The sequence below is a fragment of the Micavibrio aeruginosavorus genome (assembly GCF_051245535.1).
Taxonomy (GTDB): Bacteria; Pseudomonadota; Alphaproteobacteria; order Micavibrionales; family Micavibrionaceae; genus Micavibrio; species Micavibrio aeruginosavorus_D.
The window spans coordinates 1,109,944-1,133,385 of sequence record NZ_CP195303.1 but is presented as its reverse complement, the minus strand read 5'-3'; the positions used below and the strand labels follow the sequence as shown (position 1 = coordinate 1,133,385).

Here is a 23,442-nt window from a genome sequence, read left to right as displayed (position 1 = left end):
GTCATAATGATATAATCAGGTGGTTTTTAGAGGGAGCGGGAGTGGTTCTGTCTGTATGCCGCTCTAATCCTTTGTGCCTTGGTGTTTTTGTGGTGAAAAAAACGGGGCCATATGGCCCCGCAATTTTCTTTACCCCAGAGCTTTTTCCAACTCCGGCACCGCTTCAAACAAATCGGCGACCAAACCGTAATCGGCGATCTGGAAGATTGGGGCGTCGCCGTCTTTGTTAATGGCGACGATGACTTTGGAATCTTTCATGCCCGCCAAATGCTGGATCGCGCCGGAAATACCGATGGCGATGTATAATTGCGGGGCCACCACTTTGCCGGTCTGGCCGACCTGATAATCGTTCGGCACATATCCGGCATCGACCGCCGCACGCGATGCGCCAAGCGCCGCGCCCAGTTTGTCGGCCAGCGGAGTGATGATTTTTTCGTAGTTTTCGCCGCTACCCAGACCGCGACCACCGGAAATAACAATCTTCGCGGTTTGCAGATCAGGGCGTTCGGATTTCGTGACTTCCTGCCCAACGAAGGAGGACAGGCCGGAATCACCAGCCGAGGCCAGCGCCTCAACTGCACCCGCGCCACCTGTTTCGGCTACGGCGTCAAATGCGGTCGGGCGCACGGTGACAATAACGGGGGACCCCGTCACCTGAACCGTGGCCAGCGCGTTGCCCGCGTAAACCGGGCGCACGAACGTGTCGGCGGATTCAATCGCGATGATGTCGGATATTTGCTGCACATCCAGCAACGCCGCCGCGCGCGGAATGACGTTTTTACCGAAGAAGGAGGCCGGGGCCAGAATGTGGCTGTACGACCCGCCGATTTTTGCAATCAGGTTGGCCATATTTTCGGCCAGCTCGCGGGCATAGGCGGCATCATCGGCATGCAAAACCTTGGTCACGCCAGCGGCTTTGGATACGGCGTCAGCCACGGATGCGCTGCCCGATCCTGCGACCAGCACGTGGATATCACTGCCCAGTTTTTGCGCCGCTGCAATTGTGCAGAGCGTGGCATGGTTCAGCGTTTGGTTATCGTGTTCGGCAACAACAAGAATGGTCATTTTTTATTCCTCTGTGGATTGGATCCCCACTTTCGTGAGGATGCTGTGCGCGCTGACGCGCTTACAGCACCTTCGCTTCGTTTTTCAGTTTGCTGACCAGTTCGGCCACATCGGCGACCTTTACCCCGGCGGCGCGTTTCGGCGGCTCGGACACTTTCAGCGTTTTGACTTTGTGTTCAATGGTGACGCCCAGATCGGCCGGGGTGGTGGTGTCCAGCGGCTTTTTCTTGGCCTTCATAATGTTCGGCAAAGCGGCGTAGCGCGGTTCATTCAGGCGCAAATCGGTGGTGACCACGCACGGCATTTTCAGTTTCAGCGTTTCCAGACCGCCATCAATCTCACGCGTGACAATCGCGTGATCGCCGTTCAATTCGACTTTGGATGCGAACGTGCCTTGCGCCCAGTTCAGCAATCCGGCCAGCATCTGGCCCGTCTGGTTGTTGTCGCCGTCAATCGCCTGTTTGCCCATCAGGACCAGGCCCGGCTGTTCTTTCTCAACAACGGCTTTCAACAATTTGGCCATGGCCAGCGGTTGAATGTCTTCGTCCGTTTGAATGTGAATGCCGCGGTCGGCGCCCATGGCCATCGCGGTGCGCATGGTTTCCTGCACGTTGGTCGGGCCAGCGGACACGACCACGATCTCGGTCGCTTTACCTGCTTCTTTCATGCGCACGGCTTCTTCCACCGCGATTTCGCAGAACGGGTTCATCGACATTTTCACGTTGGCGGTTTCAACGCCCGTACCGTCGGCCTTCACCCGGATGGTGACATAGGCGTCGATGACACGTTTAACAGGAACAAGAATTTTCATGGTGCTTACACGGCGCTTTACGGCGCGGCCTTTCGCGATTGGTCAGAATCAAATTGTGGAGTGGATTTTAACGCTTTAGCCTTATGTTTCAAGGCTAAAGGGGGCTTACCCCCATAAATGTGCCGCGTTTAATGCGGTCCCCATAAATGTGCCATGCTTAAAGCGGGACCCATAAATGTGCCATGCTTAAAGCGGGATCCATAAATGTGCCGCGTTTATGCGGGGCCCATAAATGTGCCCCTGTGGGGGTGGGGACCACAGGGGCGAGCGGAACCGCCAGGTAGTCGTATCGGGGGGCGGCTCCGTTGTTCGCGGGTTAGAACGTGCGCAGGGCGGATCGGTGGTTGTTCAGCGCGGCGTCCTGTTCAGGGCTCAGGCGGAAGGCGTTGTGCCCGTCTGCGGCGCTGACGATCAATGTCTGGTCATAGAACAGCGCCACCGGGTCAACGCCCATGCCCATGACGGGGGTCGGAATGAACACGATCAAATCGGCCTTGCCGTTTTTCAGTGTGATGTCGGCCACCATGCCCACCTGATCCATTTTTGTGCCGTAGATCGGCGTCCCGATCGTATTGCGGACGCTGATTTCATCCAGACGGAGGAAGCGGGTATCGCCCCCGTTTTGTACGATGCTGTAATCGAACGCGATCACGTCATCGGTGTCGGCCGTGTTGATACGGCGCAACGTTTCACGGCGGGGCTCGCTTTTTACGGCATCGTCATAGTCCAATGCCACCATGCGGCCCGGGATGCCGAATTGTGTCCCATCGGACAGGATCAAAAACTCGGCCTCGTTATCATCGCGATCATCACCATTCACGATAATGACATCATGGACCAGCGCGATGGATTTTCCGGCCCCATCCTGCACATTGGCCCCCAACAGCGTTTGGATGGATTGGGCGTGGCTGTAACGGGTTTCTTCGGCGTAATCTTTATGGGCGCTGATGCGCATGACGGATGTTTCCGTGCTGCTGGAAAACAATGACGTCGCGCTCGCTTCCTGTGCCTTTGGTTTGGCGGGGAAGGCCAGCGTCAACACGACCAGCGTGATCAAGGCAAACGTGATTGAGAAAAGCAGGGATCTCATGGCTACACCCTCCTGCGTTTGTTGCACATTACAGTAATAAATTAGAGCGCAAAAAGGTTGTGTCGCGGCCTTTTTTGAGGAGGTCAAAAAGGGGTGATAATTCAGCATGTTGGAATTGATAAAATTGTAGGGAAGTGGGCATTGCGTGCGTCGAACGCCTTCGCTAGTTTAGAGTGGTCTGGATGTCCCCGTAGCTCAGCCGGATAGAGCAACGGTTTCCTAAACCGTAGGCCGCGTGTTCAAATCACGCCGGGGACGCCATTTTTTCTTCAGCACAGTGCCGCGCCCAAAACAAAAATCCCGGCTTGCGCCGGGATTTGAAAATTGTATGAAGGGTAAGATGATTAGCGAACGTACAGATGCACTTCGCTGGTCGTTGCTTCGTTGCTTTGCAGGTTCGACAGATCGATGCGGTCTAGCGACACGCCCATTTCGGTCAGGCTGCGCAGAACTTTTTCAGCATTGCGGCGAGCGCGGGTGCTTTCAATCGTTGCTTCGGCGCTGTTGCCACCGGTCGGTTGAACGGCAACCAGTTCAAAGCGTGCGTTCGGGTAGCGTTGCAGCGCTTCGTTCACGGCCATGTAAACCGGTTGTTCGTAATCGACGTTGGCTTTGTCGAAGCGAATTTTGACCAGCGGGCGGGCAGAGGCCAACGGCGCGGGTTGGGATACCGGCTGAACGTAACCACCAGCCATATCATCACCCATCGGCATTGCTTGCGGAGCGGCGTTCATGGATGTTTGCGGCGCGCCGGAGAACGGGCGGGTGCCCAGGCTCTTGCCAAACAAATCACCGGTGGTGATGCCCAGCGACAGCGTGCGCAGGTTATTGCGCTCGGTGCTCAGATACGCAACCGTGCGGGTGATGTCGTCATTCACGGTGTTCAACATGCGGTCGATGGCAACAACGGTGTTGCTGATCGAATCTTCCAGTTGAGACAGACGCACGTGATCTTCTTCCACCGCCCCAGACAGGGAGTAGGTGGTGCGTGCGGATTCCAGCAGGAAGCCCGCCATGCTTGCCGAATTGGAAATTTCAACAGCCAGATCGTTCAGCGATGCAACGTTGCCCGCCAGTTGTTCCAGCGAGTTGCGCGCAACGGACAAACGTTTGATCAAACGCGGGTTGCCCGGTGTTGTGCCGGATTGCAATTGCGTGCTGATCGTTGCGACGTTGGCGTAATAATCTGCGGAATGGTTTTGACCGGCTTGTTCCAACTGGTTCAAACGATCGGACAGGCCGGATACGTTGCCCTGCAGGCCGAACAATTCCTTGCGCAGATCATCGATCTTGCGGCCAACAATCGTTTCAGATCCTTCGTCCCAGTATTGCGAGCCCATGACTTGCTGGGTGTCGATAACGGGCGCGCGGCGTGGTTGCTGGTAAATCTTGCTTTGCAATTCATTCGGCAGCGGTTCGTTGGTCACCACCAGCGCCGGGGGCATCGTGCCACCCGTGCGGGCGTCGGCGGGGGCCCCGTTGATCAGGGCGGCGCTCAAACCTGCGAGGGCGAAAACGGCTGCGTTGCAGGCAAAGCGTGAGAAAGAAGCACCCCGACGGGTGGAAACATTGCGTGTCATAATACCAATCCAGCTATGGCATGAAATGGGACAGATTCGTCCCTGTAAACCCCCTTAAAAACACACGAAAACCGCTGGACTGTCAAGGCGCGTTCACCCCAAAAGATCAGGGTCATGCACATTGTTATGTTGAACGGGGGCGCTGCCTCCATGGCCTGCGCCAAAACTGTGGGGTTATGGTGAACCGCAGGTGCGGAAAAATTCGGTGGGGACGGGGTGAATAAACAGGGGCGGGAGGGGAATAAACCCTTGGGTTTCTGCGAAAAACTATGAAAATCAGAAACGTGTCATAAACCCCTTGCAATCGGCTTCGGCTTCTCTTATGGTCTGCTCCGCTTTCCCCGGCAATGTTTCGCCCGGGGCAGAATGCGCCCGTAGCTCAATTGGATAGAGCACCTGACTACGGATCAGGAGGTTTGGGGTTCGAATCCCTACGGGCGCGCCATTTTCCTTAAGTCTGAATGTTGATCAACGGGCGGCCATCAGAGGCGAGCCCGTTTTTTTTAGCCGTAAAAAACGGGCCAGGAAATGTTTCCCGGCCCGTTCGTTTCGTCTGTGCTGTGGGCTATGTGCTACTTGGGGAACAGCAGCGTGAATTGCAACCGTGCGCCGAGGCCTTCCGGTCCGTTGTCCGGCGCGTCGGCCCAGTAACGAAGGCCGCCCCCTATAGAAACCTTCTGTGTGCCGATAGTCACCAACTGGTTGATCCCGGCATTGACGGGGATGGATTGCTCATCCGCTTCCCAGTCGATCGTTGTCTCTGTGTTCAGGAAATACGTCGTTCCCCCCTTGGTGGTGTAATTCAGGAAGGGTTGAAGAAAGGTTGAATTGACGTCGGAGCGATCATCATCGCCGGCATAGGACCAGATGTGGTTGGCCAGTGCGCCATATGTCCATGGGCCCGATTGTTTCAACACAACGCCCGTTGGTCCTGCGCCCCATTTTTCTGACCCTAATGCTTCATCCGTTGCTGTGGGCAAGAGAAGCACGGGGCCAACGCCCCAGATAATCCCGCTCTCCGTGCTTTTGGGGGAGAAGAAGAGGCTTTGTACAGTGTCGCTTAATCCAAACTCGCTGCCCTCTGCGATCGTCGGAACGTTATCTTGCCAGACAACGGGCAGGATGGTTCGCGAAATCAAATTCCAGTCATCATTGATGGATACGGGAATCACGGGCTGAATATTCGTGGTGATTTTTTCACCGTCATCACCGGGGCCGATGCCGCGATCATAGTTCATTTGGAACGGCACACTGATCAGGCTTGCGATAGGGTTTGCCAATTGTTTGGCCAGATCCTCGTCACTGGTTTGCGCGAAAGCGGGAAAGGAATAAAAAGCGAGCGCACAGGTCAACAGGGTTGCAAGGCGAGTGTTGAATGTGTTTTTCAAGGATGCTCTCCGGTGGCAGGATGGTCCATCAAATTATAATAATGTCTGTAGTCTTTCATAAACTTTGGAAGGGTTCAATCTTTTCAGAGTGGGATTTGGGCTGTTTTTGCAGGCTGTTTCAGAATCCAGCAGAAAATATTTTTCCAAAATGATCAATCAGTGTTCTGATCTTCGCCGATAGATGCCGGGTGTGTTGGTACACGGCGTGGATGTCGAAATCGGTTTCTTCATATTTTTCTAAAGCCGGAATCAGGCGTCCGTCATTGAGGGCATCGCCGACGATGAAAGTCGGGAGCAGGGTGATGCCGCCGTTGGCGAGGGCCGCTTGATACAGCAGGTCGCCGTTATCGGAGAGGAAATTGCCTGTTACAGGCTGCCATGTTTTTTGCCCGTCGATCATAAAGGGCCATGATTTTCCTTCGGCGAGGTTGATGTAGCTGAGGCAATTATGGTTGCGCAGGTCGTCCGGTGTTTGCGGCGTGCTGTGCTGTTTGAAATAGGCAGGCGTGGCGCAGACAACGCGGCGGCAGGCACCGAGTTTTTTTGCAATCAAGCTGGAATCACTGAGTGCGCCAACGCGGATGGCGAGGTCGTATCCTTCCTCCACCAAATCAACGTGGCGGTCGGACAGATAGGTTTTGACCGTCACATCCGGATATTGCGCGAGGTACGACGCAATCGCGGGGCCGAGATATTGCAGGCCGAAACTGAGCGGCGCGGTGAGTTTGATTGTGCCAACGGGCTTCTGCGTTTTGTGGCGCAACGCGCCCTCGACCTCGTCCAGTTCATCCAGAAATTTTCGGACGTGATCGAGATAGGCATAGCCCGCATCGGTCAACGACACCTTGCGCGTGGTGCGCATCAGAAGCTGCGCGCCCAGATAATCTTCCAGATCCTTGATCCGTTTGCTGACCACCGAATGGGCCAGGTTGAGGCGGCGAGCGGCTTCGGCGAAGCTGCCCGTTTGGCCGACCATGGCGAAAGCCTGCATATTGGCGAGTTTGTCCATTGTTCTAATTTTTCGACTAATTATGTTCCTATAATCAGTATTATCATATTTTTGCGGATAATCTAACCTGAAATTATCAAATCGTTGAGAGCGAAAGGATAAAATCATGTTGAGGAAGAGATTTTCGGGCGAACGCGGCCCGACCCAGACCGGATGGCTGAACAGCAAGCACAGCTTCTCCTTCGGTCATTATTATGACGCCGATCATATGGGCTTTGGCCCGTTGCGCGTGATTAACGAAGATCGCGTCACCCCGGCCGCCGGGTTCGGCACACATCCGCATGCGAACATGGAGATCATCTCCTACGTGCTGGATGGCGAACTGGCGCACAAGGACAGCATGGGCAACGGGTCCGTGATCCGCCCCGGTGATATCCAGTTGATGAGCGCCGGAACCGGTGTGCGTCATAGCGAATTTAACAACAGCAAAGACAGGGGTGTTCACTTCCTGCAGATCTGGATCATGCCGAATGTGGAAAATGCCACACCGTCATACCAGCAGCAAACGTTCGCCCCCGCTGACATGGAAAATAAATTCCGTGTTGTTATTTCGCCGGACGGTGCGGATAATTCACTGCGCGTTAATCAAGACGCCCGCATGATGGCCGGCAAATTTAAAAAAGGTGCTGTTTCCGACGTTTCAACGTCATCTGGCCGCCGTTATTGGCTGCAGATGGCGCGCGGCACCGCGAATGTGAATAGCGTAGATCTGGAATCTGGTGATGGGCTGGCGATTATGGACGAAGACAAAATTTTCGTTCAGGCAACCAGCGATGCCGAAATCCTGATCCTCGACTTGCCTTAAAGTTTTAATGATCAAACACACAACGAAGGAGACTAAAAAAATGACCGCAGCAACCGATAAACTTCTGACCCCCGATAACAGCGTTTTCGTATTCATCGATCACCAGCCGCAAATGGCCTTCGGCGTGACATCGATTGACCGCCAATTGCTGAAAAACAACACGATCGCCATGGCGAAAACGGCGAAATTGTTCAATATTCCCACCATCCTGACCGCGGTGGAAACGGAAAGCTTCTCTGGCTATATCTGGCCGGAATTGATGGATGTTTTGCAACAAGACCCGATTGAGCGCACCAGCATGAATAGCTGGGAAGACAAAGCCTTTGTCGATGCTGTGAAAAAGACGGGACGCAAGAAACTGGTGATGGCGGCGCTGTGGACCGAAGCCTGCCTGATCTTCCCGACCATTTGCGCGTTGGACGAAGGGTTTGAAGTGATTATGAACGTGGACGCATCGGGCGGCACATCGAAAGACGCTCACGATGCGGCCATTCGCCGTGGGGAACAGCATGGGGCTGAATCCATCTCCACCGTTCAATTGTTGTTGGAAATGCAACGCGATTGGAGCCGCAAGGAAACCTATCAAGGCACGACCGACATCGTTCGCGAACATTTCGGGGCCTATGGTATGGGCATCGATTATGCCGCCAGCATGGTGCATGATTACGGCCAACGCGCCAAATTCCCGCACAATGTGAAAAAATCAGGTAACAAAGCCGCTTGATATATGAGGGTCGTCATCCCGGCGAAAGCCGGGATCTTCCTGCCGTAATGGATGAAGACCCCGGCTTTCGCCGGGGTGACGATAAGGGGAGAGAAGAAATGAAGTCCGATTTTCTAATCCACAAACTGACCCGTCGGAATTTTATGCAGAACACGGCCATGCTGGGTGCCGGGGCGGTACTGGGCGGAGCCATAGGGTTGTTACCAAAGGGAGCAGGCGCAATGACCAACGCGCAGATTGATACAGTATTTTTCAACGGCAAAATCACCACGCTGGATAAAGACAACCCAGATGTGACCGCGATCGCATTGGCGGGCGGTATGGTGGCGGCGACCGGATCGGACAAGGACATGCGCGCGCTGGCCGGGCCGCTTGCGCGGATGATTGATTTAAAGGGCAAGCGGGTTATTCCGGGCCTGAACGATTCCCACACCCATTTGATCCGTGGCGGGTTGAATTACAATATGGAGCTGCGGTGGGACGGTGTAACCAGCCTGTCCGATGCGCTGGCGATGCTGAAAATTCAGGCCGACCGCACACCCGCACCGCAATGGGTGCGCGTGGTGGGCGGGTGGAGCGAGTTCCAGTTTAAAGAACGCCGCATGCCGACCTTGGCGGAAATCAATGCGGTGTCACCGGATACCCCGGTCTTTATCCTGCATTTATATGACAGTGCGTTGCTAAACGGAGCGGCGTTGCGCGCCGTTGGGTTGACGAAGGAGTCCCAAGATCCGCCGGGCGGAAAAATTCAGCGTGATGCCAATGGCAATCCGACGGGTATGCTGATCGCCGAGCCGAATGCGATGATTTTATATTCCACGTTGGCGAAGGGGCCGACTTTGCCGTTGAGCGACCAGATCAATTCGACCCGCCATTTTATGCGGGAATTGAATCGTCTGGGCGTGACATCCGTGATTGATGCGGGCGGTGGGTTCCAGAATTATCCCGATGATTACAACGTCATCGATAAATTGCACAATGACGGCCAGATGACCGTGCGGATTGCCTACAACCTGTTCACCCAGAACAAGGGTGGGGAGTTGGCGGATTTCCAGCGCTGGTCCGGTATGGTGAAGCCGTATAGCGGCGATGGTTTCCTGCGCCATAACGGGGCGGGGGAAATGCTGGTGTTTTCGGCGGCGGATTTCGAAGATTTCCTGCAACCCCGTCCGGATATGGCGGCGAATATGGAGAAAGAACTGGGGGCGGTTGTGCGCCACCTGATCGAACAACGCTGGCCGTTCCGTTTGCATGCTACGTATGACGAAACAATTTCCCGTGCGCTGGATGTGTTTGAACAGGTCAATGCCGATACGCCGTTTAACGGCGTGCGCTGGTTCTTTGACCATGCGGAAACGGTCAGCGATAAAAGTCTGGAGCGGATCAAAAAACTGAATGGCGGCGTGGCCGTGCAACACCGCATGGCGTTTCAGGGTGAATATTTCGTTGATCGTTACGGCGCCGAGGCCGCAAAACACAGCCCGCCAATCCGCAAGATGCTGGATATGGGCGTGCCCGTGGGCGGTGGTACCGATGCGACACGCGTGGCCAGCTTTAACCCGTTCGTGTCATTGTATTGGTTGATTACCGGGAAAACGGTGGGTGGGTTGTCGCTGTACGGTGATGAAAACCGTCTGGACCGCGAGGAAGCCTTGCGTCTGTGGACGTTGGGCAGTGCCTATAAATCGAACGAAGAAACGGTGAAGGGGGCCTTGGTGCCGGGCATGTATGCCGATCTGGCCGTGTTGTCGCATGATTTTATGACCGTGCCGGATGAAGCCATCAAGGACACCGTGTCCATTATGACCGTCGTTGGCGGAAAAATTGTGTATGCCGCCGATGAATTTAAATCCTTCGATGCGCCATTGCCGCCGGTCAGCCCCGATTGGTCGCCGGTGCGTCATTTTGGCGGGTATCAATCCGGTGCGCTGGAGGGGGCGGTCAAGGTCGCCAGTGCCTGTACTGTACATGGCTGTGGGCACCATCATCATGCCAGCGGGCATGATGGAATATTGTCGCGCTGGCTGGGGCTGGATGGCTCGAGCAAGAAACCCAGCTTTGAAAACCCGTGGGCCATTGGGTGTGGCTGCTTTGCGTATTGATTGAAGAGTTATCATGACAAAAGAAACAAAAATATCGGCTTTCTCGCCGTTCCATCACCGCGTCTTTGCGGTGTTGTGGGGAGCGACGCTGATCTCCAATATCGGCACATGGATGTTCAACGTGACATCCGGGTGGTTGATGACCGATTTGGCGCCGTCACCTTTGATGGTGTCGTTGGTGCAGGCGGCGACGGCTTTGCCGATCTTCCTGTTTGCCATTCCGGCGGGTGCATTCGGGGATTTGTTTGATCGGCGCAGATTGCTGGTCATCACGCAAATTTTATCGGCTGTGGCGTTGTTTGTCTTCGGGGGATTGCTCTGGGCTGGTGTGGTCGGGGCGTGGACATTGTTGTTCTTCACATTCCTGACCGGGGCCATGTCGGCCTTTGCCATGCCGGCATGGCAGGCGATTGTGCCGCGTCTGGTGCCAAAAAATGAACTGGCCCCGGCGATTGCCCTGAACGGGGTCAGCGTGAATATTGCGCGCGCCATCGGTCCGGCTCTGGGTGGTTTTATTCTGGTTGCCGTGGGGGCTGTGGCCACCGTGGTTTTGGATGCCGTGTCCTATCTTGTGATCGTGGCGGCGCTGTTGTGGTGGAAAACAGCGGCACCGCAGGTCACGCCGAATGTACCGCGTGAACGGCTGGTCGGTGCGATGCAGGCGGGTGTTCGTTTCTCCATACGGTCTTTGCCGTTGCGCCACACCTTGGTACGGGCCTTTGCGTTCTTCGTTTTTGCGTCGGCCTATTGGGCGTTGCTGCCCTTGCTGGCCAAGGATGTGTTGCAAGGCGGGCCGGATTTGTACGGCATCCTGCTGACCGCGTTGGGCGCGGGGGCGATTGCGGGCACGTTTATGCTGGCTCCGTTGAAAACAAAAATTGGTCCGAACCGCATTCTGGCACTGGCCAGCCTGTTGACCGCCCTTGGCATGGTCACCATGGCCTATGGCGGGCATGAAGTGGCGGGCATCATCGGTGCGCTTGTCGGCGGGGTCGGTTGGATTTTGGCCGTATCATCGCTGAACGTGTCGGCACAATTGTCCTTGCCCGATTGGGTGCGGGCACGTGGATTGGCCGTGTTTCAGATGGTGTTCTTCGGGGCCATGACACTGGGGTCAATCGTCTGGGGGCATGTGGCGGGTATTGTTGGTTTGTCGGACACATTGGCGGTGGCCGCGGCGATGATCGTTGTCGGTGTGCCGTTGACATGGCGTTTCCATCTGAACCGGGGCGAGGGCGAGGATTACACGCCATCCCACCATTGGCCCGAACCCATGCTGGCGGCCCCGGTGGATCATGACCGTGGCCCGGTGCTGGTCACGCTGGAATACCGGATCGATGATGCGGACCGTGAAAAATTCTATCATCTGATGACGGAATTGGGTGACATTCGCCGCCGCGACGGGGCCATTCAATGGGGCTTTTTCGAGGATGTCGAGGATCATGGCCGTTTCATTGAAATGTTTACGGCGGAATCCTGGGCCGACCATTTGCGCCATCATGATCGCGTCACGGAATCCGACCGCGTGTTGCAGAAGAAGATTCAGGATCTGCATCGCGGCAAGGATAAACCGCAGACCATGCACGCGGTGATGCCGGGCCTCAGCGGTGGAAACCCGAAAAAATTACCAAAAAATCACAAAGATTAGAATTATAAGGAGATTCATTATGACCCACGCATCCGGTATTCATCACATTACCGCCATCGCCAGCGACCCGAAGACGAATTACGATTTCTATACGAAATTGTTGGGCCTGCGCTTTATCAAAAAGACAGTGAACTTTGACGACCCCAGCACCTATCACTTCTATTTTGGTGACAAGGTGGGATCGCCGGGCACCATCCTGACTTTCTTCCCCTATCCGGGCACGCCCCAAGGGCGGCCGGGGCTGGGGCAGGCGGTGGAGGTGACATTCGCCATTCCGAAAACGGCTTTTTCATTCTGGCTGGACCGTTTCCACCAGAAAGGGATTCAATATCAAGGCCCCGAAGATCGCTTCGGGGACAAGGTGCTGCGCATTTCCGATCCCGATGGGTTGATGCTGGAATTTGTTGGTGTTGATGATTTGCCGAGCGAGAATGTCTGGACCACCGATGAAATTTCGGCGGATGTGGCCATTCGTGGATTCCATTCGGTCACCTTGTGGGTACAGGGCTATGAGAAAACAGCGGCGCTGTTGAGCGAGCATCTGGGGTTCCATGCCGTCGGGAATGAAGAAAGCCGTTTCCGCTTTACCACGGGTAAAAAGGGATTGGGACAAATTGTTGATCTGCGGTGCCTGCCGGAAATCTGGTCTGGGGCGCCGGGTGCGGGCACCATTCACCATGTCGCGTGGCGCATTGGCGGCGATAAGGAAGAGGGGCATGTGCGCGCCGCACTGGCGCGGCAGGGTTTGAACCTGACTCCGGTGATTGACCGCAATTATTTCCATTCGGTCTATTTCCGTGAACCGAACGGCGTTCTGTTTGAACTGGCCACCGATAATCCGGGCTTTGCCGTGGATGAATCCGTGGATACACTGGGACAGGATTTAAAACTGCCCGCCCAATATGAACAACATCGTGACGCCATTGTCGCGGTTCTGCCGCCGCTGGAGTGATAAACCATGAATGCGACTGAAGCGGATTTCAAACATATCTTTCTGCCGGGTGATGCGGACAGGCCTGTGCTGTTGCTGCTGCACGGAACGGGTGGGGATGAAAATGATCTGGTGCCATTGGGGCAGGCGGTTGCGCCGGACCATGCCATTTTATCGGTGCGGGGTCGCGTGCTGGAAAACGGCATGCCGCGGTTTTTCCGCCGTCTTGCCGAAGGTGTGTTTGATCTGGACGATTTGAAATTCCGCACGGATGAGCTGGCCGATTTTATCACGGCCGCGCGGGATGAATACGAAATTGGCAAACGTCCGCTGGTTGCGCTCGGCTATTCCAATGGTGCGAATATTGCGGCCAGTCTGTTTTTAAAACGGCCCGAGGTGCTGGACGGGGCCATGCTGTTGCGGGCCATGGTGCCGTTTGATCCGGATGAATTGCCGCATTTGCAGGGCAAGAAAATCTTGATGCTCACGGGCATGATGGACCCGATCATTCCGCTGGAAAATTCGAAAAAGCTGGCGGGCATGTTGGCCGATGCGGGGGCGGATCTGGATTTTCGGGCCAAGCCGATGGCCCATGGGTTGGGGCCGTCGGATTTAACCGATATGCAATCGTGGTTTACGGCGGCGTATGGCACGATTTAGCGGACAATCGCGGGCATGACGGTCACAGGGGTTGTGCTATAGGATTGTGCGGCATCGGCCCACGTGTTCCATCCCAGCGTTCGCTGGATACCATCGCCAGCCGATGAGCCATAAAGATCACCCCAGCAATAGGCCAATCCCGTGGATGACCGCACACCGCAGGTCGAGTTGTACGTGTCGTCATGAGACGCGGCAACGGTTCCGTCAAGGCTGGCGCCTCCGCCATCGATTGATACCCAATCCGTATATCCGCCGCTGACTTCGGAGGGCGTTGTTTGTGAAACCGTGGTTGTTCCGTCCCCAAGCGCGCCATATCCGCCAAATCCCCAGCAATACAGGCGTCCCGATGTCTTGATGGCGCAGGTATGACGCGTTCCAGCCACAACCGTGGCCCAATCGGTGGCCGCGCCGCTGACCTCAACAGGTGAAGTGCTGCGTGCGCTGGTCGCCCCCGTGCCCAATTCGCCGTTGCGGTTTTGTCCCCAGCAGTAAAGCCGGCCCGTCGTTTTGACGGCGCATGTGTGGGAGTATCCAGCAGATACCTGCGCCCAATCCGTGGTGCTGCCACTGACCTGAATCGGACTGGATGCGCTGGTGGTGTTACCGCGGCCCATTTGACCCTCACCGTTCCAGCCCCAGCAATACAGGCGGCCTGTTGTTTTGAGCCCGCACGTATGCCACATGCCGACGGATAGATTGGCCCAGTCTGTTGCGGCACCGCTGACTTCGGTGGGAGCGTTGGTGTTGTTCGTATTGCCAGTGCCCAGTTGCCCGTCATAATTGGCCCCCCAGCAATAGAGGCGCCCGTTGCTGCGAAGGGCACAGCTTGTGGCCTGAATATAGTAGCTACCGTCATAGCTCTCACCACCGCCGGCATCGATCTTAACCCAATCCGTATATCCACCACTGACCAGCGTGGGGGTTTTTTCAAAATTCGTGTTCGTGCCAATGCCCAGGCCACCATATTTATTCCAACCCCAGCAATATGCGGCCCCACCGCGAATGCCGCAGGCATGGGAATCCCCGGTGGACAGGGCGGTCCATCCCGTATAATGGCCATCGATCTCTGTGGGGGCGGCAATGCCAAGGGGGGCGTCCACCCCGGTATTATAGGCTGTTGGTTCAATATTGATGCCCCATGCGTGGGTACAGACGCTGTCATATTGATCGCAGTTATGTTGACCCCAGCAGAAAATGCGCCCTTCGTTCGTCAGGTAACAGGTATTATCGCCGGGACGGGCGACCTTTGTGATCGTGCTGGTATAGACGGGAGTGCCCGTTGTCATCGTGCCGACAACGCCAAGTATGTTGATGCCGTTGGCAATGTTGGAAGCGATAAAATCCGGATCGTTGCTGGAGCGTGTCAGGCTGACTGTACACTCCCCTGTGTCATCGTCCAGACACAGGGGTTTCTTAAAAGGGGTCCAGGGGTCGCTTCCATCACAATACTCCCAGAGATCGGAGGATGAGTTGTAGCGCATGCGCCCCGTTTTTTCGGCTGTACAACTGCCCGTATCATTGCCGATCTGAAGCAGTGTTTGCCCGCTGGTTGTTTCCTCGGCCAGAAGTTTCCATGTGGCGCCATCGCAAACCAGCGTGCGCGCTGGCATCTGTTCCGGGCCGCCCGTTCTTTGGATGACACCTGTTGTCGTGCAGGCATCGCCGGGGGCGGTCTCTGCAGCGAGGGCAGGGGTGCTGAAAAACAACAGCACGAAACAAATAAGCAAAAATGTGGCGCGGAGATTTTTCATGGTACTCACCGCCCTGTTTTCGCAGATTGAACTTTAATACCATCGGCACCGTACAGCGTGCCGCCTTCGAAATAGCCGACGATTTTTCCATCGACATAGAAATTGGTGCGGTCTTCCTTGGTGTCGTCTTTTACGGACGATCGTTCAGCCTGCTTTTGATCGTGGGGCGTTTTATCGCGGGATTGCCGATGGCGATGTTTGTTGAATTTTTCTGTATCGGAGGAGGATGCGTTGTTTTTTTGCTGGGCCGTTCCGCCATGGTGACGCGGGCCACTCTCTGCTTTTGCAGGGGCGGAGGATAACGCAGCAACACAGAACGCAACAAAACAAAAATAAGCTGACGCGCGAGAAAACGTCATTTTTAATCACCCGGAATAAGCAAATGGCGCACACCCCCGAAAGGCCTTTGATGTAAAGGCGTTCCAAGGCTTCTGTTCCCCATGTTCCGGAGTATTTTCGCATTTCCCCCGGCGAGTCTCTCTGCAAGTTATTAATCGTAACATGGAGTTAAGGGCTGAAACCACTGTTTTTCCCATTTTGCACTTTTTGCATAGAGCGGGTGCGGGAAGCCCCTGTTTTGCCATAATATATTAGCGTTTTCTTTAAGCTTTATCTGGCATTCTATTAAAAGGCAAAATTTCAATTTTTGCTCTTCAACAGAGTATTCAATCACTTCTTTCCAGTGTGCGGGATAAACATGATGGACAATGCGGATAAGAAATCGCGCCGTTCGGCGGGAGCCGATCTCGAACTTGACGACGGAGCTTTCGCTCTGGCGCTGGACGATGATTATATCGAGGCCGAAACCGTTGAAGTTGTGACCCGTGACATCGCACCGCAACCCCAACCGCAACAGGCATCGGGAGCAGGGGCGGGCGCGGGGACGCGCGATCTGGCCGTGCAAAATGCGGGCGGTGTATCCGAAGATTTGAATCGGGGCCGTATGGGTGACCGTCTGGTCGCCATGGGCATTATTACCGAAGACCAATTGAACGTCGCCCTGCAGGAGAAGAAAGTCACCGGCAAGATGCTGGGGTCTGTTCTGGTCGATCTTGGGTTTATTGATGAAGATTTGCTGTCCGGCTTCCTTGCGGAAAGTTCGGGCTTTGATGTGTTTGATCCGAGAAATACAATTTTCTCCGGTGATGCGTTGGCGATGATCGACAAAGCCACGGCGAAGAAACACCAGATTTTGCCGATCTCGATTGACGATAAAGAAGCTGCCGTGGCCATGTGCGACCCGTATGACGTGGTGGCCATGGATACGTTGCGTCGTTTCCTGCCGAAAAACATTACAATCAAGCCCTTGGTGACCACGCCGAAGATTTTGTCCGAGGCGATTGATGCGGCCTATGGCTATGCGAGTTCCATTGCGGCCATTCTGAAAGAGTTGGAAGAGGGCGAGCCGACGGATCTTTCGACATTGTCGGAAGACGAAGCCTATTCCCACCCGATTGTGCGTTTGGTGAATGCGCTGGTTTATGATGCGGTGAAAATTGGCGCGTCCGACTTGCACTTTGAACCGGAAGAAAACTTCGCGCGCCTGCGTTACCGTCTGGACGGTGTGCTGTTCACGGCGCAGATTTTGCACAAACAACACTGGAACGGGATTTCCCAGCGACTGAAAATTATGTCGCATATGAACATTGCCGATAAATTGAGCCCGCAGGACGGGCGCTTCGGTTTGAATATCGGCGGCAAGCTGGCCGATTTCCGCGTGTCGTCCTTGCCGACTGTACATGGCGAAAACATCGTTCTGCGCGTTCTGGACCAGAGCAGCAACATTATTCCGCTGGACCAGTTGGGGTTCAGCGCGCACAACATTGAAAAAATCCGCCGGGCCCAGGCGCGCCCGGAGGGGATCATTATTGTGACGGGCCCGACCGGTTCGGGTAAAACCACGTCGCTGTATTCCATGCTGAACGAAATCAATACGGTTGAGGTGAATATTCAAACGCTGGAAGACCCGGTGGAATATTCCCTGCCCATGATCCGGCAAACACCGGTGCGTGAGGGTGTATTGGAATTTGCCGACGGTATCCGCGCGCTGCTGCGTCAGGATCCGGACATTATCTTCCTGGGCGAAATCCGGGACGGGATTACGGCGGAAAAAGCGTTGCAGGCCTCGATGACCGGTCACCAGGTTTATTCGACCCTGCACACCAACGATTCGTTCGGGGCCATTCCCCGTTTGCTGGATCTGGGGTTGAAGCCGGGGATGATCGCCGGGGCGATCGTGGCCGTGTTCGCCCAGCGTCTGGTCCGTAAGGTCTGCCCGCATTGCCGCGAGGCGTACCAGCCGGGGCCGGATGAATGCGCGGTTTTGAATGTCGATCCCGCCAACCCGCCGACGATTTACAAGGCGCATCAGGGCGGATGCCAGATGTGCGCGGGGCAGGGCTATAAGGGCCGAATTTCCATAGCGGAGATTCTGTTGTTTGACGACGATCTGGACGAAGTGATCGCCCAAAACGGCAGCAAGGCAGAGCTGAAACGCAAGGCCTACGAAAAAGGCTTTAAAAACATGAAGGACGATGGCATTCTGAAGGTTCTTGAGGGTATTACCACCCTCGAATCCCTCGCTACGGCCGTCGATGTTCATAAATAAGCATCCGGCCCGTTCCTAATTAAGTCGTTCCAATACTTGCCAGAGTTCGGGTGTCATGGCTGCAGATCGCTATAAATACAGGGCCATCAATAACAAAGGCCGTCCTGTCCGGGGCGTCATTTCCGCTGCAAACGAAGTGGATTTGTACAACCAGCTGCAAAGCGCCGGGCTGGAACTGATCCAATGTCAGTCGCTGACCAAGAAAAAGGGCATGCTGTCCGATTTTCGCGCGCCGAAGATCAGCACGCGCGATTTGATCCAGCTTTTCATGCATATGGAACAGATGCAGGGCGCGGGCGTGGCCTTGCTCGACGCGCTGGCCGATATTCGTGACACCACCGAACATGACCGTCTGCGCGACGTGTTATCCGAAGTTCACCGCGATGTATCCGATGGTTCGGCCTTGTCCGAAGCCATGGGCCACCACCCGAAAACCTTCGGTTCTTTGTACATTTCGCTGATTGCTGCCGGTGAAGAAACCGGGGATCTGACCGCCGCATACCGCCATTTGATCAAATACCTGAAATGGGTGGATCAGATGCAGGCCAAGGTGCGGAAAGCCACGCGTTACCCGACCATTCTGGTCGTGGTCGTGATCGCGACCATCGTGGTGATGATGAGCTTCGTCGTGCCGCAGATCGTTGGATTTATCCGCAATCTGGATCAGGAATTGCCGTGGTACACCACATCCCTGATGGCGACGTCCGATTTCTTCGTGAAATATTGGTGGGGCGTTCTGGCCACACCGCCGATCCTGTTTGTCCTTTACAAGACTCTGGTGCAGGCCTCCGAAGATTTTGCCTATAAGATGGACCGCCTGTTTCTGGAAATGCCCGTGGCGGGTCCGCTGATCCGGAAAATCAACATTGCCCGTTTCGCTCAGACCTTTGGCGCCATGTTTGCCAGCGGTATTGACGTGCTGTCCGCACTGCGCGCTGCGCGGAATACCGTGAAAAACCTGGCGTTGGTTGAAGCCTTGGAGGGCGTGGAGGAGCAGGTTTCCGCCGGTTCGCCCTTGTCCGAAGCGTTCAATGCGTCCGGCGAGTTCCCCAGCATGGTTGTCCGCATGCTGAAAGTGGGTGAGGAATCCGGTAATCTGACCGTGGTTCTGGACCAGGTTGCAGAATTTTATACCAACGACGTGGACGAGGCGGTTCAGGGTCTTATCGCAATGATTGAACCCTTCCTGACCATGTTCCTTGGTGTTATGATCATGTGGATTGCCGTTGCCGTCTTCGGTCCCATTTACGCCAGCTTTGAGAATATTGATTTCTAAACCATGCCGGGTTCATCGATACCATTTTTGAGTCCTTCGCGCTGTGTCCTGATGATCAGCGACGATGCCCTGTATGTCTATGACGTCGGGGGTAAAGTCCGGCTGGTTGACACCGTGCCATGGGCGACGCGCGATTTCGAACAGACTGTGTCTGGCCTGATCCGCCGTGAATGCGGCGGCAAGGCGGTGATGATCGTCAACGACATGACGGATCAGTTGTTCAAGGGCGGCCAGCGTATTCCGAAGGTTGGCCCGATGGACAAGGCCAACGTGGTTGCGCGTAAACTGGCTGTTGCCTTCCCGAATTATCCCATCCGTGGCGCGCTGGCGCTGAAAGATGCTGGCCCGCGTAAAACCGGAGCCGCTGCGGCGAAGGTGGGTGGCGGGCTGTATCTGTTCGCGGCCGTTCCGATGTCGGAACCGGTGCAAAAAACCATTGGCGCGGTCAAGGCATCGATGTCGTCGATCGCCGGTTTCACGCTGCTTCCCGTTGAATCATCCGACATGGTCCGGGTGCTGGCGGAGAAGGCGGCGAAGCGCGAAAAAACCAAATCCCGTTGGGCCGTTCTGATCGGCCAGCATCAAAGCGGTGGCTTGCGTCAGGTGATTACACGCGATGGCCAATTGGCGATGACGCGTATGACCCCGGTGACGGACCTGTCCACGGACCCGAACGCATGGGTTGCCGAAGTGGCGCAGGAATTCAAAGCGACGATCAGTTATCTGTCGCGTTTTGGCTATTCCGCCGGTGATGGAACCGATGTCTTTGTGATCACCACGCCGCAAGCGGGTGAGATGCTGCGCCAGCGCATCGACGTGCCGTGCAACATGCACAATTACACCGTGGGTGAAGCCGCGCGCGAGCTGGGCTTCAGCATCGGCATTCAAGAAAACCAATATCACGCCGACCCGCTGCATGCGTCATGGATTGGCCGGAAATCGCGCCTGATCCTGCCGATGGTGGCAGCGGACATCAATAAAATCTATGGCCCGCGTCAGGCGGCGACCTTTGCAGGGTTGTTGTTGTTCTGCGGTGCGGCGTATCTGGGCTGGCAGTTGGCCGATAATGCACAGGCCTGGTTCACGGCGAAGGATGATCTGGTGTCGCAACAACGTTTGCGCATCAACGTCAATCAGGAATACGAAATCGAAGTCGCGCGCATGAATGCGTTGGGCGTTGATATCAAGCTGATCCAATCCTCGCTGGAAACATACAAGACACTGGAAGCAGAAAGCCTGCGTCCGTTGCCAATCCTGCGCAAGGTGGGCGATGCTCTGGGTGCGGAACTGCGTCTGGATACGATGAAGATTGAGCGGGTGACCCCGACATTGCCGGATGATCCGTATGCCGTCGCCGAAATGACGCCGGAGCAAAAGGCCCCGACGCTGAAGGCGTCGCTGCAACTCAGCTTCCCCGGAACGGTGGACCCGTTGGTGGCCAAACGTGAAGTGAATGATTTGCAGGCGCGCCTGCGGGCGGCTTTGCCGGGTTACGATGTTGCGATTCCGCGTCCCGTCGGCGATCTGGTGTACGAAGAAGTTGAGGGCGGCACCGGCATGCCGGGCGCGCAAGGGTCTCAAGCACCGCTGGAAGATCATGTGGCCGAATTGTTGATTACCGGGCCGGTACAATTCCACGAACCCGAAGTTCCGGACGAGGTCCCTGCAGAAACACCTGCTGAGGGTACGGGCACGGAGGGCGAGGCTCCGGCCGATGCCCCCGCGCAGGACAACACGGCCCCCGACATGACATATGAGGGAGCAGGACAATGATTGCAGTTCTTGGAGCCCGCCGCGTAACGGTTATTGCTGGTCTGGTTGCGATCAACGCGCTTCTGGGCGCGGCGACATATCTGTATGTTTTGCCGCAAAAGGACAAAACGGATCAGGAATTGCGCACGGTGCGTGCGGAAATTTCGCAACGCCGTGATGAAACCGAAAAGATGCGCACGCAATTGCAACAGATCGAAGAGCAGAAGGAATTGTTCGCCGTTCTTCAAAAATCTGACTTCTTTGGTGAGCAGGACCGCTACAATGCCCGCCGCGCGATTGAGTCCATTCAAACAGAATCCCATGTTTTGAGCGCACGATACACGATCGGCGCGGCACAACAGGAAGACACCGAAAAGGCGACCGAAGCCGGTCAGCAATTGATGGTCAGCCCGATTGAAATTGCGATTGAGGCAATGGACGATATCGACGTTTATAATTTTGTGTACTGGATTGAGAATGCGTTTCCGGGCCATGTCGGTGTCGACATGATCGAATTGACCCGCAAGGGCGATTTGAGCGAAGCCGTTCTGCGCCAGATTGGTTCGGGATCGCCCGTGACCTTGGTTGACAGCAAAGTTGGCTTTACATGGCGCACGATGGTGCCCAAGGCCGGCGGCGATGGCGTGCAGGAGGGGGCGCAATGATGACCTTCGTGCAAACATTACAACGCCGCGCGTTGCTGGGCTCATCCGTGTTGGCTGTTGTGGCCGTGCTGTCTGTGCCCGCCATGGCGCAGATGGGGCAATTCCCGTCGGGCCAGTATCCCGCCGGGATGGGCCAGCAAATGCCGCAAGGGCAACAGCTACCGCAAGATGTCAACCAGTTGCAGCAGCAAAAGCCGCCGGGTGTTTCCACACCGGAGGAGCGTGCCGAGGCACATGCCCGCCTTGTCGGCATGGCGTCGACCAAGAATATGCTGCGTGATTCCGCCATGTCGCCGGAATCTATGCCCAGCCTGTTTTTCACGGCGTGGCAACATGCGTTGCTGCAGGAAGCAAAGCAATTGTTTATCACCCGTCCGCCGACAACGACGGAATTGGCGTCCGACGGCACCGTGGTGTCGCGCCCGACCGGTCCGCGTGAGGTCAGCCTGGGCGGGATTTTGTACAGCAATAAAGATAGCTGGACGGTCTGGCTGAACGGTGTGCGGATTACCAAGGATGCGATTCCAAAACAAATTTTGGATATTCGTGTGGCGCGCCAATATATCGACCTGAAATGGTTTGATTCATCGACCAATCTGGTGTTCCCGATCCGGCTGCGCCCGCATGAGCGGTTTAATCTGGATGCGCGAATCTTCCTGCCGGGCACGGGGGCAGAGTCTGATGCCGCCGGGGCGGGCATGGATGTGGCACCTTTCTAAATACGCCGTCATGCCCTATATTTCTGGGCATGACGATTCCATCTGATTCATCACATTCTGTTCCTGCATTGCGCCTGTCTGGCGTCACCATGGCGTATGGTGCGCGCGATGTTGTGCATTCCATTACGTTTGATGTGGCACAGGGCGAAACGTTTGGCCTGATCGGTCTGAACGGTGCGGGCAAAACGACCTTGATCAAGGGTATTCTGGGCCTGCGCGATCATCGCACGGGTGATATTCTGATCAATGGTCATGACCGTCTGGTGGGTGAGGCGAAGAAGAGTCTGGCCTATCTGCCGGAAAAATTTGAGCCGCCATGGTTTTTGCGCGGCACCGAATTTATTAAATTTTCCATGCGCTTGTACAATAAAGCTTTCAATCTGGATGAAGCGCGCGCGCTGGCTGATCATCTGGGGCTGAACCCCGATGTGCTGGGCCACCGTGTGCAAACCTATTCCAAGGGCATGCGCCAGAAGCTTGGGTTGATGGCGACATTGATGACCGGGGCGCAGCTATCGATTCTCGATGAGCCGATGAGCGGCCTTGACCCACGGGCCCGCGCGGCGGTGAAGGATGCGTTATTGCAAACCAAAGCGCAGGGCAGGGCGATTTTTTTAAGTTCCCATATTCTTGCGGATATGGATGAAATTTGCGACCGTGTTGCGGTCCTGCATGATGGGGTGCTGGTTTATGTCGGCCCGCCTGCGGGTTTGCGCGACCGGGCCGGGGTGGACAATCTGGAGCGGGCGTTTTTGAAGGTGATTGATACGCCATCCGCTGCGGCCTGATATGGGAATAAAAGCGTTGTGCGGCAAGGATTCACTTGCATGCAGTTTTCTGTTAGAATCTAATACGAAT

20 protein-coding genes and 2 tRNA genes are annotated in these 23,442 nt (G+C 55.6%); 14 read left to right on the top strand and 8 right to left on the bottom strand.

The features are described from left to right. Positions 1–129: 129 nt before the first annotated feature. From ACSC94_RS05520 to ACSC94_RS05510, 3 genes are all read right to left on the bottom strand, one after another. The gene (locus tag ACSC94_RS05520; protein WP_435642046.1) at positions 130–1,065 is read right to left on the bottom strand and encodes an electron transfer flavoprotein subunit alpha/FixB family protein; all 936 of its coding nucleotides are present in this window, start codon (positions 1,063–1,065) and stop codon (positions 130–132) included. A gap of 61 nt (positions 1,066–1,126) precedes the next feature. Further along, positions 1,127–1,876: an electron transfer flavoprotein subunit beta/FixA family protein gene (locus ACSC94_RS05515; RefSeq protein ID WP_435642045.1), complete on the bottom strand. Its 750-nt coding sequence runs from the start codon at positions 1,874–1,876 to the stop codon at positions 1,127–1,129. Positions 1,877–2,192: 316 nt separating this feature from the next. Next, positions 2,193–2,966 carry a hypothetical protein gene (locus ACSC94_RS05510; RefSeq protein WP_435642044.1) on the bottom strand — a complete coding sequence of 258 codons (774 nt, stop codon included), beginning with the start codon at positions 2,964–2,966 and terminating at the stop codon, positions 2,193–2,195. Positions 2,967–3,150: 184 nt separating this feature from the next. On the opposite strand from ACSC94_RS05510, the gene ACSC94_RS05505 reads away from it, so the two are divergent. Next, positions 3,151–3,227 (top strand) — tRNA-Arg (locus ACSC94_RS05505). Positions 3,228–3,310: 83 nt separating this feature from the next. Here the strand turns inward: ACSC94_RS05505 and ACSC94_RS05500 are convergent. Beyond that, entirely contained in the window at positions 3,311–4,546 is a 1,236-nt protein-coding gene (locus tag ACSC94_RS05500) for a hypothetical protein (RefSeq protein ID WP_435642043.1), read from the bottom strand. A gap of 368 nt (positions 4,547–4,914) precedes the next feature. Between ACSC94_RS05500 and ACSC94_RS05495 the strand changes: the two genes are divergently transcribed. Next, positions 4,915–4,991, top strand: a tRNA-Arg gene (locus ACSC94_RS05495). A gap of 127 nt (positions 4,992–5,118) precedes the next feature. Here ACSC94_RS05495 and ACSC94_RS05490 read toward each other — a convergent pair. Both ACSC94_RS05490 and ACSC94_RS05485 read right to left on the bottom strand, forming a co-directional pair. Then, positions 5,119–5,934: a transporter gene (locus ACSC94_RS05490; protein ID WP_435642042.1), complete on the bottom strand. Its 816-nt coding sequence runs from the start codon at positions 5,932–5,934 to the stop codon at positions 5,119–5,121. A 118-nt stretch (positions 5,935–6,052) separates the two neighbouring features. Continuing rightward, a complete protein-coding gene (locus tag ACSC94_RS05485) occupies positions 6,053–6,943 on the bottom strand; it encodes a LysR family transcriptional regulator (RefSeq protein ID WP_435642041.1) in 891 nt (296 codons plus the stop codon). Positions 6,944–7,049: 106 nt separating this feature from the next. On the opposite strand from ACSC94_RS05485, the gene ACSC94_RS05480 reads away from it, so the two are divergent. From ACSC94_RS05480 to ACSC94_RS05455, 6 genes are all read left to right on the top strand, one after another. After that, on the top strand, positions 7,050–7,748 hold the full coding sequence (locus ACSC94_RS05480) for a pirin family protein (protein ID WP_435642040.1): 699 nt from the start codon (positions 7,050–7,052) through the stop codon (positions 7,746–7,748). A gap of 40 nt (positions 7,749–7,788) precedes the next feature. Then, positions 7,789–8,472 carry a hydrolase gene (locus ACSC94_RS05475; RefSeq protein WP_435642039.1) on the top strand — a complete coding sequence of 228 codons (684 nt, stop codon included), beginning with the start codon at positions 7,789–7,791 and terminating at the stop codon, positions 8,470–8,472. A gap of 98 nt (positions 8,473–8,570) precedes the next feature. Beyond that, positions 8,571–10,574, top strand: coding sequence for an amidohydrolase (locus ACSC94_RS05470; protein ID WP_435642038.1), 2,004 nt, complete (start codon positions 8,571–8,573; stop codon positions 10,572–10,574). Positions 10,575–10,587: 13 nt separating this feature from the next. After that, a complete protein-coding gene (locus ACSC94_RS05465) occupies positions 10,588–12,222 on the top strand; it encodes an MFS transporter (RefSeq protein ID WP_435642037.1) in 1,635 nt (544 codons plus the stop codon). Between the two features lie 19 nt (positions 12,223–12,241). Beyond that, on the top strand, positions 12,242–13,174 hold the full coding sequence (locus ACSC94_RS05460) for a ring-cleaving dioxygenase (protein WP_435642036.1): 933 nt from the start codon (positions 12,242–12,244) through the stop codon (positions 13,172–13,174). A gap of 6 nt (positions 13,175–13,180) precedes the next feature. Further along, positions 13,181–13,813, top strand: coding sequence for an alpha/beta hydrolase (locus tag ACSC94_RS05455; RefSeq protein ID WP_435642035.1), 633 nt, complete (start codon positions 13,181–13,183; stop codon positions 13,811–13,813). Here ACSC94_RS05455 and ACSC94_RS05450 read toward each other — a convergent pair. Further along, the gene (locus ACSC94_RS05450; RefSeq protein ID WP_435642034.1) at positions 13,810–15,564 is read right to left on the bottom strand and encodes an RCC1 domain-containing protein; all 1,755 of its coding nucleotides are present in this window, start codon (positions 15,562–15,564) and stop codon (positions 13,810–13,812) included. The two genes, ACSC94_RS05455 and ACSC94_RS05450, sit on opposite strands and share 4 nt — an antisense overlap. 5 nt (positions 15,565–15,569) lie before the next feature. Continuing rightward, positions 15,570–15,923 (bottom strand): hypothetical protein, encoded by a 354-nt coding sequence (locus ACSC94_RS05445; protein WP_435642033.1) that lies wholly within the window; start codon positions 15,921–15,923, stop codon positions 15,570–15,572. Positions 15,924–16,261: 338 nt separating this feature from the next. Here ACSC94_RS05445 and ACSC94_RS05440 point away from each other — a divergent pair, with 338 nt between their 5' ends. Genes ACSC94_RS05440 through ACSC94_RS05415 form a run of 6 tightly spaced genes read left to right on the top strand, consistent with a single transcriptional unit; the run spans position 16,262 to position 23,372 of the window. Then, positions 16,262–18,172 carry a GspE/PulE family protein gene (locus tag ACSC94_RS05440; RefSeq protein ID WP_435642032.1) on the top strand — a complete coding sequence of 637 codons (1,911 nt, stop codon included), beginning with the start codon at positions 16,262–16,264 and terminating at the stop codon, positions 18,170–18,172. A gap of 55 nt (positions 18,173–18,227) precedes the next feature. Further along, on the top strand, positions 18,228–19,448 hold the full coding sequence (locus tag ACSC94_RS05435) for a type II secretion system F family protein (RefSeq protein ID WP_435642031.1): 1,221 nt from the start codon (positions 18,228–18,230) through the stop codon (positions 19,446–19,448). Between the two features lie 51 nt (positions 19,449–19,499). Next, the gene (locus tag ACSC94_RS05430; RefSeq protein WP_435642030.1) at positions 19,500–21,221 is read left to right on the top strand and encodes a hypothetical protein; all 1,722 of its coding nucleotides are present in this window, start codon (positions 19,500–19,502) and stop codon (positions 21,219–21,221) included. Continuing rightward, positions 21,218–21,865 (top strand): hypothetical protein, encoded by a 648-nt coding sequence (locus ACSC94_RS05425; protein ID WP_435642029.1) that lies wholly within the window; start codon positions 21,218–21,220, stop codon positions 21,863–21,865. Before ACSC94_RS05430 ends, ACSC94_RS05425 begins: the two co-directional genes overlap by 4 nt. Then, a complete protein-coding gene (locus ACSC94_RS05420) occupies positions 21,862–22,584 on the top strand; it encodes a hypothetical protein (protein WP_435642028.1) in 723 nt (240 codons plus the stop codon). Before ACSC94_RS05425 ends, ACSC94_RS05420 begins: the two co-directional genes overlap by 4 nt. Before the next feature lie 29 nt (positions 22,585–22,613). Then, positions 22,614–23,372, top strand: coding sequence for an ABC transporter ATP-binding protein (locus tag ACSC94_RS05415; protein ID WP_435642027.1), 759 nt, complete (start codon positions 22,614–22,616; stop codon positions 23,370–23,372). Positions 23,373–23,442 lie beyond the last annotated feature (70 nt).